13 protein-coding genes are annotated in these 15,707 nt (G+C 40.5%); 11 read left to right on the top strand and 2 right to left on the bottom strand.

The genetic code is table 11. The features are described from left to right. Nucleotides 1-64: 64 nt before the first annotated feature. Both AAEY55_RS07670 and AAEY55_RS07665 read right to left on the bottom strand, forming a co-directional pair. On the bottom strand, nucleotides 65-2,485 hold the full coding sequence (locus AAEY55_RS07670; protein WP_339683753.1) for a TonB-dependent receptor domain-containing protein: 2,421 nt from the start codon (nucleotides 2,483-2,485) through the stop codon (nucleotides 65-67). 293 nt (nucleotides 2,486-2,778) lie between these two features. Continuing rightward, nucleotides 2,779-4,050: an amidohydrolase family protein gene (locus tag AAEY55_RS07665; protein ID WP_011330137.1), complete on the bottom strand. Its 1,272-nt coding sequence runs from the start codon at nucleotides 4,048-4,050 to the stop codon at nucleotides 2,779-2,781. Between the two features lie 157 nt (nucleotides 4,051-4,207). Between AAEY55_RS07665 and AAEY55_RS07660 the strand changes: the two genes are divergently transcribed. From AAEY55_RS07660 to AAEY55_RS07610, 11 genes are all read left to right on the top strand, one after another. After that, the gene (locus AAEY55_RS07660) at nucleotides 4,208-6,061 is read left to right on the top strand and encodes a DUF885 domain-containing protein (protein WP_339683756.1); all 1,854 of its coding nucleotides are present in this window, start codon (nucleotides 4,208-4,210) and stop codon (nucleotides 6,059-6,061) included. 93 nt (nucleotides 6,062-6,154) lie between these two features. Continuing rightward, a complete protein-coding gene (locus tag AAEY55_RS07655) occupies nucleotides 6,155-6,667 on the top strand; it encodes a YcgN family cysteine cluster protein (RefSeq protein ID WP_011330139.1) in 513 nt (170 codons plus the stop codon). Beyond that, complete coding sequence (locus AAEY55_RS07650) at nucleotides 6,667-7,179, top strand: RNA methyltransferase (protein ID WP_339683759.1); 513 nt, start codon at nucleotides 6,667-6,669, stop codon at nucleotides 7,177-7,179. The genes AAEY55_RS07655 and AAEY55_RS07650 overlap by 1 nt, the downstream gene beginning before the upstream one ends. 278 nt (nucleotides 7,180-7,457) lie before the next feature. Next, nucleotides 7,458-9,347 carry a methyl-accepting chemotaxis protein gene (locus AAEY55_RS07645; protein WP_350545738.1) on the top strand — a complete coding sequence of 630 codons (1,890 nt, stop codon included), beginning with the start codon at nucleotides 7,458-7,460 and terminating at the stop codon, nucleotides 9,345-9,347. Nucleotides 9,348-9,450: 103 nt separating this feature from the next. Next, nucleotides 9,451-10,065, top strand: coding sequence for a DsbA family protein (locus AAEY55_RS07640; protein ID WP_350545736.1), 615 nt, complete (start codon nucleotides 9,451-9,453; stop codon nucleotides 10,063-10,065). A gap of 298 nt (nucleotides 10,066-10,363) precedes the next feature. After that, on the top strand, nucleotides 10,364-11,116 hold the full coding sequence (locus AAEY55_RS07635) for a DUF3450 domain-containing protein (RefSeq protein WP_011330144.1): 753 nt from the start codon (nucleotides 10,364-10,366) through the stop codon (nucleotides 11,114-11,116). 10 nt (nucleotides 11,117-11,126) lie between these two features. Further along, nucleotides 11,127-12,494 carry a MotA/TolQ/ExbB proton channel family protein gene (locus AAEY55_RS07630; RefSeq protein ID WP_179806785.1) on the top strand — a complete coding sequence of 456 codons (1,368 nt, stop codon included), beginning with the start codon at nucleotides 11,127-11,129 and terminating at the stop codon, nucleotides 12,492-12,494. Between the two features lie 3 nt (nucleotides 12,495-12,497). Beyond that, nucleotides 12,498-13,025, top strand: coding sequence for a MotA/TolQ/ExbB proton channel family protein (locus AAEY55_RS07625; protein ID WP_089369295.1), 528 nt, complete (start codon nucleotides 12,498-12,500; stop codon nucleotides 13,023-13,025). Nucleotides 13,026-13,079: 54 nt separating this feature from the next. Next, nucleotides 13,080-13,490 (top strand): biopolymer transporter ExbD, encoded by a 411-nt coding sequence (locus tag AAEY55_RS07620; RefSeq protein WP_011330147.1) that lies wholly within the window; start codon nucleotides 13,080-13,082, stop codon nucleotides 13,488-13,490. Nucleotides 13,491-13,499: 9 nt separating this feature from the next. Then, entirely contained in the window at nucleotides 13,500-14,105 is a 606-nt protein-coding gene (locus AAEY55_RS07615; RefSeq protein ID WP_011330148.1) for an energy transducer TonB, read from the top strand. 51 nt (nucleotides 14,106-14,156) lie between these two features. After that, nucleotides 14,157-15,482 carry a lipopolysaccharide assembly protein LapB gene (locus AAEY55_RS07610; RefSeq protein ID WP_192531745.1) on the top strand — a complete coding sequence of 442 codons (1,326 nt, stop codon included), beginning with the start codon at nucleotides 14,157-14,159 and terminating at the stop codon, nucleotides 15,480-15,482. Nucleotides 15,483-15,707 lie beyond the last annotated feature (225 nt).

Raw genomic sequence — 15,707 nt, 5'->3', positions numbered from 1 at the left:
AAGGCAATAAAAGGCGTACATATTAAGTATGTACGCCTTTTATTATTTTAGTGACAAATCCTAGTTAAAGTGTGTAGCTAAAGCTCAATTTAGCATTGCGCTCTTGCCCAGGCATACCGCCTAAAAACATGGCTTTAGAGTAATAACGCTTATTAAATAAATTATTAAGATTTAGCTGCATATGCCATTTATCAGTTGTGTACGAAATAGCAGTGTCATAAATTGTATAGCTAGGTACATAACCATCCGGAATCGAAAACGAGCTAGAGTTAGTGCTGCGGTTATCTACAAAAGTAATACCGCCGCTAATATTTACCGCCTCTGGTAAATTAAACATGTTTGCGTAGTAAGTTACCCAAGTGCTGGCAGTTACATAGGGCACGCCTTTTTGGCGAGTATCGAAACTGCTGCTATTAGGATTACTTTGATCACGTGCATCTTGGTATACGCCGTTGACGTTTATTTTCCATTTATCGTTTAAGTAAGCGTTTAAATCAAGCTCCACACCTTTGGTTTCTTCTTTACCATTATAAAAGCTTTCAACTACCCCCTCTGCAGATACACCCGCTTCATAAAGAGGATTAGCATACTCTAAATTAGTTCGTGCGCTTTCAAATACCACAATAGACGCTAATAACTGATCGTCAAAGGCCTTAAAGCGAAATCCTAAATCGTTACTTAACGATTCAGAATCTTCTCTGTCGGCTTCGTTACCACTTACAGAGCCTAAAACACTGTAGGCTGTACGCCCTTTAGAATGATTAACAAATATCGAGAAATCTTCTGTTGGCTGATAAGTTGCACCTAAATTATAGGTTAAACCACTGTCTGATGTATTTGCCTCAGGTGTTGGGTTTGCACGGCTTGAACTGTAGCGCTCATCTACACCTAAATGCTCGTAACTTTGTTTAATACGGTTATAGGCAACCCCAATACGTGTAGTAAGGGCTTCATTTATATAGCTTACATGTTGAATACCTAACCCCCAAGCTTGTACTTTTTTATTGTAGTCGCTGGTTTTAAGTGGGTCGTAATCGGCAAAGTTACCGGTTGGCCAGTTAGGCTCTCGTATATCGTAAATGTAGGGCAGTGTGCCTTGGTAAAGTAAGTTACCGTCGCTATCGTTGATCACTTTATCGGCATCATAAATAGAGTATTGTTTAAAGCCAATATCTCTATCTTCATAATTAGCGTTTACTAATAACTCGTTGTCTATATCGGCTACTGAAAAGTCGTAACGCAAATCGGCAAAGTACTGCCATGACTTTTCGTCGGCCTCCACTTGGCGATACTCTTGGCGGCGTGCTGCAAACGGGTAAAGTACCCCGTCTTCAACTAGTGGCGCGCGCGGATCTTGGTTTATTACTCCACTGCGAGTTGAATACACGTAATTATAAGCTCCGGTTTGACGAGCAAAGCTTGAGGTGTAATTACGATACTGCAATTGTTGATTCAAAAATAAATCATCGGTAATAAAGTAGTTGTGGGTTAATTTAAAACGCAACTCCTCACCTTCGTTATCTTTAGCCATAGGTGAAATAATACCATTAGTACCAAAGCTGTAAGGCGTTAAACCATCTGAAGACGATAATGAATTTGCAAGCTCAATGCGCTGCGCTTCAGATAATTGCAAGCCATTGCCAGACGGATCATTTACTAAATCAGCACCGGTTACTTGATCTGACGTTAGTCCATTTACCGAATTTGCATCGTAAATACGAATAGGGTGACCAATTGAATCCACTGCAATGGCATCTTTAATGTAGGCCGCGGAGAGCATAATATTTTGTTTGTTATCGAATACATATTTAAGCGAGGTATAAATTTCGTCGCGATCTTCTTTTAAGTCACGAAAGCCGGCACTTGAAGCTGTTTTAGCCATGACCCTATAGGCTAAATTATCGGTTATAGCATTGGTGCTATCAATCGAAAGTGCATAACTATCCCACTGGCCATGCTCTACGCCCACTTTATGTTTTTCGTTAAACTCAGGCTTTTTTTCAATTAGGTTTATTACGCCACCAGCGCTACCTATGCCATATAAACCAGTAGCAGGGCCTTTTAGTACTTCAACCGATTCAACATTAGTAAGTGAACGAGTCGGGTTAAAGGTATTACCTAGCCCAGCACCGCCATACATACCGTCGTAGGTGTAATTGGCATCTAAGCCGCGAATAACTAAATTATCGCCAATACCGTAGTTATTGCCGGCTTGAGTTAAACCACTTACGTTGCGTACTAAATCTTGCAGGCTATTAACCCCTTGTGATTCAATAAGTTCACGGTCAATAATAACCACAGGAGCTGGGGTTTCCATTAACGACATGTTTGACTTAGTAGCTAAGCCAGAGCTCATAACAACACGGTTTTGTTTTTCGTAAACGCTAATGCGCTCTATGTTGTCTTCAACTTTTATATCATTAGCAAAGGCTAATTGTGCATTTAAACAAGCAAGGGTAAGTAAAGAATATTTAAAGTTATGCATATAATGGTAAGTATTCGTATTTAACAAGTTACGTGAATGATAATGGTTATCGTTATTAAAATAAATAAAAAGTTCAAAAAAAACTTTAATAACAATCTGTTTGCTGGTTTTTTAAGCGTGTTGAAATTGGTAAGCGTAACTTATGCTTTTTAAATGTACGATTAGCTTTTTCAGCCTAAGTTGGCCAAAGTTTCAGCTATTAATTGTTTAGGCATAAAAATTATTTAGACTTAAAATAAAGGCCCGCTATAAATTAAAAGCGGGCCTTATGTAGAGCTATCTAAAAAGAGTTACTAATTTTTGTAAACTACCCCTGCCTTCATTACAAAAGGAATGTGCTCAAGTGTTGCAATATTTTTAAGCGGATTGCCTTTTACTGCAATAATATCGGCTGCAAAGCCGGTTTTAAGTTGGCCTAACTGCTTATCCATTTTTAATAGCTTTGCGCTATTTACAGTAGATGCTTGAATTGCTTGCAGTTCAGTCATACCAAACTCAACCATGCGAGAAAACTGTTTAGCATTATCGCCATGCGGGTAAATAGCAGCATCGGTGCCAAATACCATGTTTACGCCGGCGTTCACTGCACGTTTAAAGCTATCACGCTGTACTTTAGATACTTGGCGTTCTTTATCTAGGTTTTCCTCATCTACGCCATTTTGCTCACCAAAACTCAGTGTATATTCGGTATTGTAAATATCCATTGAAAGCCAAGTACCATGATCTTTAGCTAATTTAATTGCCTCGTCATCTAAATAACTGGCATGCTCTACGCTATCAACACCGGCTTTAATTGCGGTTTTTATACCATCTGTACCATGAGCATGCGCGGCTACTGGTAAGTCGCGAAGGTGCGCTTCATCTACAATGGCTTTCATTTCTTCAAACGAGTACTGCTGTGCGCCCAATTTAGTCCCTTTTGAAAATACTCCCCCTGTGGCACAAAATTTAATGGCGTTGGCACCGTATTTAATATTTTCGCGCACTTTAACGCGTACCGCCCATGGACCATCGGCAACGCCTTGCGAGGTATATTTAAGCTCAGGTGGCAAACGGTTGTTATCACAATGGCCGCCGGTAATACCTAAAGAGGGGCCTGCTGCCCAAATACGAGGGCCAATTATATCGCCTGCATTAATTCCATCTCGTACTGCAATTACGCTGTAACCTTCTGCGCCTACGTTCCGCACGGTAGTAAATCCAGCTTCAAGGGTTTTTTTCGCAAAGTACGCTGCTTTTACAGCCATACGCGGTACCGATTGTCCTACACGCTCACTGCGAGGTACCGTTGGATCGCTGGTTAAATGCACGTGCATGTCCATTAATCCTGGCATAAGTGTCAGTTCAGGCAGCTTAATATGTTCATCTCCTTTATTAAGCTTAGGCGTTTTATTGCTATCAATAGCGGTGATCACGCCATTATCTATGGTAATAAGGGGCGACTGTATTAACTTACCACTTTGAACATCAAGCATTGCCTTAGCAGATACATAAGTAACAGCATAGGCATTCATACTGTTTAAACATAAAAGTGCGATAGAAGCAGACAGTAGTTGTTTTTTCATATTAGGGGGTCTTTTATTAGTATTTTAAATTAACTCGACTTTACCAAGCTAAACACAAACTGCAAATAAATAGCGATGGCTGTTATCTATCGTAATTTCTTTATTTAGTTGATGTAACTACGCATACTCGATAAGTAAATTTTAACAAGGTATCAGCATGAAATTAATAAACTTGGCGGTTATAGCCAGTGGTGTACTGCTTGCTTTAAGTGGTTGCACTAATATAAATAAAAGTAAGCATGAAAGTAACACCACCAGTAGCCACGCGCAATTGAGCATGGCTAATACTGCCAAAGCAGTGGTGTCAGAGCTTTCAGCACAACAACAGCTTGATGTACTGGTAGCGCAATATTACGATGAGTCGCTTATGTTTAGCCCTCTCAGTGCCACTTACAATGGCCGTAATGAGTTTAATAACCAATTTACGCCTGTTATTTCATCGGCTAGCCGTGATAAAAAAGCCGCTTTTTATAAAAAATATCAACAGCGCTTAACACTTATAGATAAAGAGCAGCTAGTAGGACAAGCATTATTAAGCTTTGAAATATTAACCCAAGACTTAGCGCTTAAGCTTGAAGGAATGCAATACCCAGATTATTTACTGCCAATTAATCAAATGGCAGGGGCACATAACACCTTTGCTGGTTTTGGCTCGGGACAAAGTGCACAACCTTTTAATACAGTTGAAGATTACACCAACTTTTTAGCCCGAAGTGAGGGCTTTATTAATTGGCTTGTAAGTGTGCAAGAATCAATGGCGCAAGGCATAAAGCTTGGCGTAGTGTTACCAAGACCACTGGCTAAAAAGCTGCAACCACAATTTGCAGCCCATGTGGTAACTGACGCTGAAGACTCACTATTTTGGGCGCCAATTAAAAACTTCCCAGAGTCGTTTACAGCACAGCAAAAGCAACAAATTACAGCACAATATAGAAAATTGATTATAGAGCGTTTAGTACCTGCATATAACAGCATGAGCGAGTTTTTAACTAATCAATATATTCCTAATAGCCGAGAAAGTATTGGTTATAGCGATTTACCTAACGGTAAAGCGTGGTACGAATACCAAATTAAAAAACACACTACGCTTAGTTTATCTGCCAACGAAATTCATGATATTGGTTTAAGTGAAGTAGCGCGTATTTTATCTCAAATGAAAAAAGTAAAAGAAACAGTTGGCTTTAAAGGTGACTTATCTGCATTTTTTGACCACTTACGTGATTCGGACGAATTTTATTACAACACGCCGCAAGAGTTAATAGCGGCATACGAAAACGTAAAACAAAAAATTGATGCGCGTTTGCCACTGCTTTTTAACATAGCACCAAAAGCGCCATACGTTGTAAAAGCAGTAGAAGCTTACAGAGCACAGTCGGCTGCGGGCGCATCTTATGCGTCTCCAGCACCAGATGGTTCTCGCCCAGGTGTTTTTTATATTAATACCTATAACTTAAAGGCGCAGGCTAAGTTTTTACTCGAAACACTATCGATTCACGAAGCAGCACCTGGGCATCACTTTCAAATAGCATTACAGCAAGAAATAGATGGCCTGCCAGATTTTCGTAAATTTGGTGGCTACACCGTATTTGCCGAAGGTTGGGCGTTGTACGCCGAAAGCTTAGGGAAAGAGCTTGGCTTATTTACCGACCCGTATATGTGGTATGGGCGTTTATCAGATGAGCAATTACGCGCTATGCGTTTAGTACTCGACACTGGTTTTCATGCAAAAGGCTGGACGCGTGAGCAAGGTATTGATTACATGCTAGCTAATTCGTCTATGGCTAAAAGTGATGTAATAGCCGAAGTTGAGCGTTACATAGCATGGCCAGGCCAAGCGCTGTCATATAAATTAGGAGAGTTTAAAATTAGTGAGCTGCGCGACTACGCACATAAACAGCTAGGTAATAAGTTTGATATTAAAGCGTTTCACACGCAAATACTCATAGATGGCGCATTACCTATGCCAATTTTAGAACAGAAAATAAAGCGCTGGGTTAAATCAGTACAATAATGCTTAGGCAAAGCCCTTACCTGCAAGGTATTGGCTTTGCGCCATTTGCAGCAATACGGTAGAATGCGCGCTCTTTAGGGGCGCGAGTACATTATGTTTGATCAACAATTAGCAAATACACAATTTTGGCTTGAAAAAAGCCTAAGCGACATGAACCAAAATGAATGGGAAGCCATTTGTGACGGCTGCGGGAAATGCTGCTTAAATACCTTTATTGATAGCGAAGATGAAGATGAATTTACCGCCACCGATCAGCTACGCGAAGGTGAGCAGTTAATATTTACTAATATTGTGTGTCAGTATCTCGATAATAATACCTGTGGTTGTAGCGAATACGAAAATCGTCAAACGCTGGTACCATCTTGTGTAAAACTTACCAAAGAAAACCTCAAAGATATCTTTTTTATGCCACAAAGTTGCAGCTATCGCCGTTTGCACGAAGGGCGAGGGTTGGCCTCGTGGCATCCGCTGTTAAATAATGGCGACAAAACAAAAATGCATCAGCAGGGCATTTCGGTAAAAGACAAAACCGTAAAAGATTGCGACGTTAAGCTCGATGACTTTGACCTATATATAGCAGAGTGGCCAACCAAGGATAGTGATTAATGAGTAAGCAACAGGCTGTTATTGGTTTATTAAACCCCAAAAGTCCAACTAATGTGGGCGGTGTATTACGTGCAGCAGGTTGCTACGACGCGCAGCAGGTGTTTTTTACCGGAAACCGTTACTTAAATGCACAAAAGTTTCATACCGATACAAAAAATGTGGTTGAGCGAATTTCACTAACCGCCACCGATAATTTAGAGATGGTAAAACCACAAGGTGCCACGGTTGTGGTTATTGAGCTAATTGAAGGTGCAACGCCACTGCCTGAGTTTACCCACCCAGAAAACGCATTTTATGTGTTTGGCCCAGAGGATGGCTCAGTGTCTAAAGACGTTTTAAAGTGGGCCGACGAAGTCGTGTATATTCCTACTATTGGCTGCATGAACCTCGCTGCCACTTGTAATGTGGTGCTATACGACCGTTTAGCAAAACTAGGCGGCGTAGAGAGCAGTGATACTACAATTATCAATTCGCGCGATACCAATAATAAAATGAAATGGGAAAAAGCATAGCGTTTTAGTCGCTGTGCAGCGTATTTTAAAACGACATAAATTCCCCGTAGTTAAGTGCAATCAGTAATAAGCCTCGTAAGGGGCTTGTATTTTTAAGTACACAATTTAAACAACACACCTTAATCTCCCCGTTCCTTCTAAGTTTATGAATAATCATAATTAAGCCTTTATTACTGTTTTAGCTCTTTTGTTGCTTGTAAGCTTTAATAACTAAGACATTTAGTTAAATATTTGCTAAAACTGTAGGTGCTAATAATAACAATTAAAAAAGGGCACTTATGTTTGGCTCGTTAAAATTTACCTCTAAGGTCACTATTGCTGCATCACTGGTATTAGTGTTGGTACTTGGTGTTTTTACAATTAATAACTATGTATCTATGCGTAATCAAACCGAGCAGCAACTTGCTCTCGTACTGCAACAAAGTTCAGAATCTGTTTCGCAAAACATTGCTAATTGGCTAAATGACAAACTGGCAATTGTTATTGCCATAGCAAAAACGCACCAATCTGGTGATAGCAAAGCGCTTACCCTTACACAGCTTAATACCGCTGAGTTGGCCGGAAACTTTAAAAATACCTATATTGGTAAATCCAATGGCGTGTTTATATTAAACGATCAAAGCGTAGTATTGCCCGCTGATTTTGATGCCACGTCTCGCCCTTGGTACAAGCTAGTAGAAAACAAAGTAAATACTGCCTTTACTACCCCTTATATAGATGTAACCAGCAATGAACTTACTATATCTGCGGTTGTGCCGATGCAGCAAAATGAGCAGTTTATTGGTGTAGCGGGCGCCGATATAGAAATGAGCATTATTACAAAAATTATTAACGATATAGATTTTTTAGGCTTAGGTTACGGCTTTTTAATTGACAGTAACGGCCAAGTGTTAAGCCACCCTAACAGAGCACTTAATTTAAAAAATACTACTGAGTTATTTGGTACCCACACTGCTTTACAAAGCGAATTTACAGAGTATCAAGTGGCAGGGCAAAGTAAGCTTATATCGTATACAAAAATACGCGGTATAGAAAATGTTGACTGGTACTTAGGCGTGGTAATCGATAAAGATAAAGCCTTTGCCAGTGTGTCGGCCTTTGGTAAAACGGCCGCTATATATATGCTTATTGGTATAGTTGTTATCATTATTATGATGCAACTATTATTGCGCTATTTAATGCGCCCAATGCAGCGATTAAACGACGCTATTAAAAACATTGCCCAAGGTGAAGGCGACCTAACGTGTAGATTAGAAGTTGAAAATGAAGACGAATTCGGCGAGTTAAGTCATTCTTTTAATTTATTCATTGAAAAAATACAGCACTCTATTGAGCAAGTAAAGCACACCACAGAGTCATTAGATGTGGCTATTTCGAGTTTAGTGGCGCAAACCGACTCAACATTATTAATGTACGAAGACCAAACTAAACGTACCGACAGTGTAGCTACTGCAATTAATCAGTTTTCTGCCACCGCAATGGAAATATCAAACAGTGCTGAGCGTGCCTCTAAGTTAGCTAAAAATGCCGATCAGCACTCAGCGCAAAACCAGCAAACACTCAGTAATAATGTGGCCAGTATTCATCAGTTATCAAAAAATATGGAACAGGCACAGCAAACTATTAATAGCTTAAACGTGCATACAGCCAGTATTGGCCAAGTGCTAGAGGTAATTAAAGGGGTAAGCGAGCAAACAAATTTACTTGCCCTTAACGCTGCAATAGAAGCTGCACGGGCTGGTGAAGCTGGGCGAGGTTTTGCTGTAGTTGCTGATGAAGTTCGTCAATTAGCGCACCGAACCCAGCAATCAACCCAAGAAATAGAAGACACCGTAAGCCAATTACAAAAAGGCTCTAATTTAGCGGTAGAACTAATGAAAACCAGTTTAAGCGACAGCGAAACAAGCGTGCAACAAGCCGATGCAGTAGGTGTTGTAATGCAGCAGATTATAGATGCAATACAAAAAATTAGCGATGCGAATCATGTTGTAGCTAGTGCAACCGATGAGCAAAATCAGGTTGTTAAATCCCTCGATTCAGACATTCATAATATTAGTGAGCTTTCAATACAGGGCAAAGCTAATTTAAACCGTACCTTGGATGAATGCACCAAGCTTAAACAACAATTTAGCGATTTAGAGCGTATGGTTAAAAAGTTTAAAGTTTAAATTTTAAAAACAAACGCTAACAACAGTTTAGCTATTAATCATTATAGTATGTGTAAATGCTGGTGGCTTAGATTAAGCACGAGCTGTTAATACGGAGGAGCAAATGGCTCAAAGTAAACTTGTTTATGTACACGACCCTATGTGCAGTTGGTGCTGGGGTTATGCGCCAAGCTGGCTTAAGTTAAAAGCCGCTCTTGAGAGTAACCTAGTAATTGAATACAAAGTTGGAGGGCTTGCTCCTGACAGCCAAGATCCCATGCCACAAAACATGCAAGATATGCTACAAAACACCTGGCATAAAATAGCAGCGCAATTGGGCACTGAGTTTAATTTTGATTTTTGGCGCAACTGCCAACCAAGGCGCTCAACGTACCCGGCGTGTAGAGCGGCGCTTATTGCGCGTAAAGCGGGCAAAGAAAGTGCAATGGTTGCAGCCATTCAGCAAGCTTACTATTTAAATGCTCAAAACCCCTCAGATGAAAGCACATTAATTAGCTTAGCCGAGCAAATAGGTTTAAATAAAGCGCAGTTTGCAAATAGGCTTCAATCAAAAGAGCTTAATGATGAGTTAATTGCAGAGCTTAATTATGTACATAGTTTGCCCATTCAGGGTTTTCCATCTTTAGTGCTTATAAATGACAATAAAGTGCACCCAATAGCAATAAACTACACCGACTGGCAAAAAACATTAAATCAAATTAATGCTATTTTAAGCTAAATAGCCTGAACTCAGGTTAAGTATTGCTAAATTATGCGTGTTTGGTTGCCAAACACTCACTCCTCTTATAACACTTCTTACACAGCACTCCTTACACAACCCCTTACACAGCCCCCTTAGACAGGCTATTTATTAACGCTGTCATAAAAGCGACTTCTTTGCGCAACATGCTTGTCATTTTTCATCTATACACTTTCGCTCATTGAAAATATTTAGTTTTTAATTGTTTGTATCAAACGTTTAAAGCTAACAAAAACAAACTAGCAAATCTGCTAACTAACGAGTAAAGGTGTATGCGATGAAAGGCGTTAAACCATTAATTATAGCTGGTATTGTGGCCGCAAGTGCCGCTGTACACGCAAACGATTTAAATAAGGTTATTGATAAAAGCAGTGAAATTACTAAATCGGCTGCGCAATCACAAACAAAAATAGACAAGATTGCAGATTCAATGCAAGGGCGTCTGCAACAGTTTAAAACCCTTAATAAAGAAATTGATGGTTTAGCTGTGTATAACGCTCAGCTTACAAAACAGTTAAATAACCAAATTGCAGAAATGCAATCGATGAATCTCTCTATGGATCAGGTTTCAATTATTGAGCGTCAAATTACGCCACTAATGATGCGTATGATCACCGGTCTTGAACAGTTTGTATTACTCGATGTGCCATTTTTAAAAGACGAACGTGAAAAGCGTTTAACCTCTTTAAAAGCCATGATGGAACGTGCCGATATTACCTCTAGCGAAAAGTTCCGCCGCGTACTCGAAGCCTACCAAGTAGAAGTTGATTATGGCCGCACTATTGAAGCTTACAGCGCACTGCTTGAGGTAAATGGTAAAGAGCGCGAAGTTGATTTTTTACGCATTGGTCGCTTAGAGCTCATTTACTTAACCCGCGATAGTAAATTAGCTGGTAGCTGGGATACACAAACAAAAACGTTTGCAGCACTTCCAGACTCAACCATTAGCCAAATTAATAAAGGTTTACGCATTGCGCGTAAGCAACTTGCCCCAGATATGTTAACTCTGCCAGTTCACGCAGCACGATAAGAGGTCGAAAATGAAATTGTTTACTCAAATGACAAAAATGGCCGTACTTGCTGCAAGTATAAGTTTTACATGCGCAAATGTAGCAGCTGAGCCAATGGATTTAGATTCATTACTTAAAAACCTTGAACAAGGTAAATCTGCGCAAAGTGTGCAAAATACTCAGCGTGAACAACAATTTACTGCGCGTCAAAACGAGCAAGTACAAATGCTAAAAGACACGCAAGCAAAGCGTAGCCAAATGCTCAGTGAATCAGAGCGTTTAGAAACCCAGTTTGAAGAAAACGAAATTAAATTGGCTAATTTAACCGACACCCTATCAAAGCGTATGGGATCACTTAAAGAATTGTTTGGTGTGTTGCAACAAGTGGCAGGCGATTCAAGCAATAAGTTTGCTACCTCTGTGGTATCGGCAGAAATACCAGGGCGAAGTGTTTTTATGGACGATCTGGCACAAAAAATGGGATCTACTTCACAACTTGCTTCAATCGAAGATATTGAAAAAGTGTGGTACGAGCTACAACGTGAAATGACCGAGCAAGGCAAAGTGAGCCGCTTTAATACTCAGGTTATTATTGAAGGTGGTAACAAAGCAGAGCAAGAAGTTGTGCGTGTTGGTGCTTTTAACCTTATTTCCAACGGTAAATATTTAGAGTACAGCCCAAGTACAAATACGCTAAGTGAGCTTACTCGCCAGCCCGTATCGCGCTATACATCAACCGCAGGCGATTTACAGCAGGCTAAAAACGGTATTGTGCAGTTTGCACTAGACCCAACCGGTGGCTCAATTTTAGGTTTACTAGTACAAGCGCCAGATACCGCTGAGCAAGTACACCAAGGCGGCGCTGTTGGTTACGTTATTTTAGGTGTGGGTTTATTAGCACTGTTAATTGCAATTGAGCGTTTTGTATCTTTATTACTGGTGGGTGGCAAAATTCGCCGACAACTTAAAGACACAGTTGCCCGCGACGACAATCCACTTGGCCGTGTTATGAAAGTAAAAGACGACTACCCAAATGTAGCCTACGACACCCTAGAACTTAAATTAAGCGAAGCTATACTGCGCGAAATGCCAAAAATAACCCGTAATTTAACCCTGATTAAAATTATTTCAGTAGTGGCTCCGCTGCTTGGATTACTTGGTACAGTTACCGGGATGATCAATACCTTCCAAGCCATTACCTTATTTGGCACCGGGGATCCTAAGCTCATGGCAGGCGGTATTTCACAAGCGCTTGTAACAACAGTACTTGGCTTAGTTGTGGCAATACCCACAGTATTTATTTACACCATACTCAACACCCGAGCAAAAAGCTTACTGCTTATTTTACAAGAGCAAAGCGCGGGCATTATTGCAAAACGAAGTGAAAAAGGAGCATAAACCATGGTGCTATTGATTGATTCAATCAATGCTATCCGTGATTTTCTCGACACTGGTGGCCAAGTTCTCTTGGTCATTGGGGTGTTAATCTTCGCGATGTGGTTATTGATACTCGAGCGATTTATTTACTTTTTTAATGGTTTTCGTGGTTACAAAAAAACCATCAAAAATAGTTGGCTTAAGCGCAACGAGCGTAATAGCTGGAATGCAGAACAAATTCGCCAAGCGATGATCTCACGCGCCAGTATGCGCCTTAACGCTAACTTAGCACTTATTAATGTGATGGTTGCATTGTGTCCGCTACTTGGCCTACTTGGCACAGTAACAGGAATGATTGAAGTGTTTGATGTTATGGCAATTACAGGTACAGGCAGTGCGCGCTCTATGGCGTCGGGTGTATCTAAAGCAACTATTCCAACTATGGCAGGCATGGTCGGTGCGTTATCTGGGGTATTTGCCTCAACGTACTTACAACGCCGGGCTAAACGTGAAGTAGCGCTACTTGAAGACAGCATGGTTTTAGACCATTAAGCAATTATTAATAAGTGGCTCTATCTATAGCCACTTATTTCAGGAGAATAAAAAATGAGAGCCCCATTAGGAAACCTATTTCAAGAAGACGAAGCAGAAGAAATAAACATGACCCCCATGCTAGATGTGGTATTTATCATGCTTATTTTCTTTATTGTGACCGCCTCATTCGTAAAAGAGTCGGGTATTGATGTTAACCGCCCCGAAGCCGCCACTGCGGTTAAAAAAGAACGCGCTAATATTTTGGTCGCTATTTCAGACACAGGTGAAATTTGGATTAATAAACGCCAAATAGATGTGCGTGCGGTGCAGGCAAATATTGAGCGTTTAAAAGCCGAAAACCCACAAGGGAGCGTGGTTATTCAAGCAGATAAAAAGTCGACCACGGATACTTTAATTAAAGTAATGGATGCAGCGCGCGCCGCGGGTGTGTTTGATGTGTCGATTGCGGCCCAAGAAGCCTAAGGGTTAGCCATGCGTTATTTAATAGCATTTGTAATAGCCATTTTAGTAACCTTTATGCTGTTTTTAGGCATGCAGGCACTTATTACTGGTGGTGAGGGCGCAATGAGCGAACCTGCAAAGGGGAACGTGCTTGACTTTGTACGGCTTAAAAAAGAAGAAAGCTTACAAACAAAACAGCGCAAACCACAAAAACCACCCACACCCAAAGAGCCGCCACCACCAATGGAGTCACCAAAAATGCAAAACAGCGATGCCAATGCAAAAGCTAATAATTTTGACTTTGCGGCCAATGTTGATGCCGAGGTGAATTTAGCCGGTGGTTTAGCCCTTGAATCAAGTGATGGTGAATACCTGCCCATTGTAAAAGTGGCGCCAGTGTACCCAAGGCGCGCACTGTCTCGTGGGATTGAAGGCTACGTTATTGTTGAGTTTACAGTAACCAAACAAGGTACAGTTCGCGACCCTCAGGTATTAAAGGCAGAGCCTGAATCGCTATTTGACCGAGCGGCGATGGATGCAGCCCTTAAATTTAAATATAAGCCCCGCGTAGTTAATGGTGAAGCCGTTGAAGTTGCGGGAGTGCAGAACAAAATATCTTTCCAGATAAGCGGTTAATTTTTGGATTAATTAATTCAACCTATTAATGGATAGAAAAGCGAGGCGATGATGAAATTACAACCAATAGCAGTTATTTTTAAATTAACACTTTTTTGCACCGTAACAATAAGCGCAAGTATTGTAACCCCCAGTGCACTTAGTTTATTACCAGGTGTGAGTGCTTTTACAGCGCAAGCCGCAGAGCAAAAAACCAAACGAGTACCGGCCCTGCGTGAAAAAGTATATAGCCAGTTAGCGCGAGCCCAAAAGCTTGCCGACGATGGCGATGTTAAAGCAGGCCTTGAAGCGCTTGATTCTATACAAGATCGCGCATCAAGCATGAACTCCTACGAAATTGCAATGATGCATAACTTTTATGGTTTTATTTATTACAACGAAAACGACTTACCCAAAGCAATAGCCGCGTTTGAAAAAGTAGTCGCAGAGGAAGGTATTCCAGAAACATTACGTTTAAGCACTACGTTTAGTTTGGCTCAATTGGCAATGGCTAACAGTGACTACTACAAAGTAATTACGTTTTTAGATCAATGGGATGCTATTAATACAAAAGATAAGCCAGAGAGCTACTATGTGTTAAGAGCGCAAACCTATTATCAGCTAAAAGACTACCAGCAAGGCCTTAACTATATAACGCAAGCTATTACACTAAGTGACAGCGAAGGCAAAGTACCAAAAGAGAACTGGCTAGTATTACAGCGTGCTATGTACTACTCACTTAATCAGTCCGATAAAGTGGTAAAGGTACTAGAGCGTATGGTTAAGCTGTATAACAAACCAGAATACTGGGTGCAGTTAGCAGGTATGTATGGCGAAACAGGTCAAGAAAAACAACAACTAGCAATTATTGAAGCGGCATATCAGCAAGGCTTTTTAACCTCCAAGTCAGATTTACGCCAATTAGCCCAAGTGTATTTATACAATGGCTTGGCTTATAAAGCAGCCATAGTGATGAGTAAAGCAATTGAGGCAGGAATAGCAGAGCAAACCGCTAAAAACTATGCCTTTGTAGCTGAAGCCATGATCCAAGCTAAAGAAGATGCGCAATCGATTAAATACTTTGTAAAAGCGGCGCAGTTATCAAGCAGTGGTAACTACGATCAGCGCTTAGCACAAGTGTATGTAAATACAGAGCAATATGAAGAAGCTGCCGACTCTGCGCGTAAAGCACTTGATAAAGGCAACCTTGATTTTGAATCAAACGCATTTGTAGCTTTGGGCATGGCACAGTTCAATTTACAAAACTTTGATGCCTCTATTTTAGCGTTTGAACAAGCGCAAATACATAAAAAGTCGCAGCGCTTAGCCAAGCAATGGATTAAATATGTAAAGCGCGAAAAAATACATGCTGAAACCCTAAAAACAGCATTACTTTAATGTTTTACTTTTGCGCTAGGTGCTAAATTAATAGCGCATAAAAACAGTTTATAATCGCAACGCCAAACCGCACTAATATTAATTTAGTGCGGTTTTTTTACTTCTGTAAAGTTAACCATATGAATATATTTAATTTATTATTGTCACATAGTGTTTATTAAAATGTAACGGCACTGTCATATCTCTCCCGTATTGTACTCCTATTCGATAACTCAAGTGACCTTA

Origin of the sequence: Pseudoalteromonas sp. 120-MNA-CIBAN-0494 (assembly GCF_040308885.1) — a bacterium.
GTDB lineage: Bacteria > Pseudomonadota > Gammaproteobacteria > Enterobacterales > Alteromonadaceae > Pseudoalteromonas > Pseudoalteromonas nigrifaciens.
This window is presented reverse-complemented; position numbering and strand designations above follow the sequence as displayed.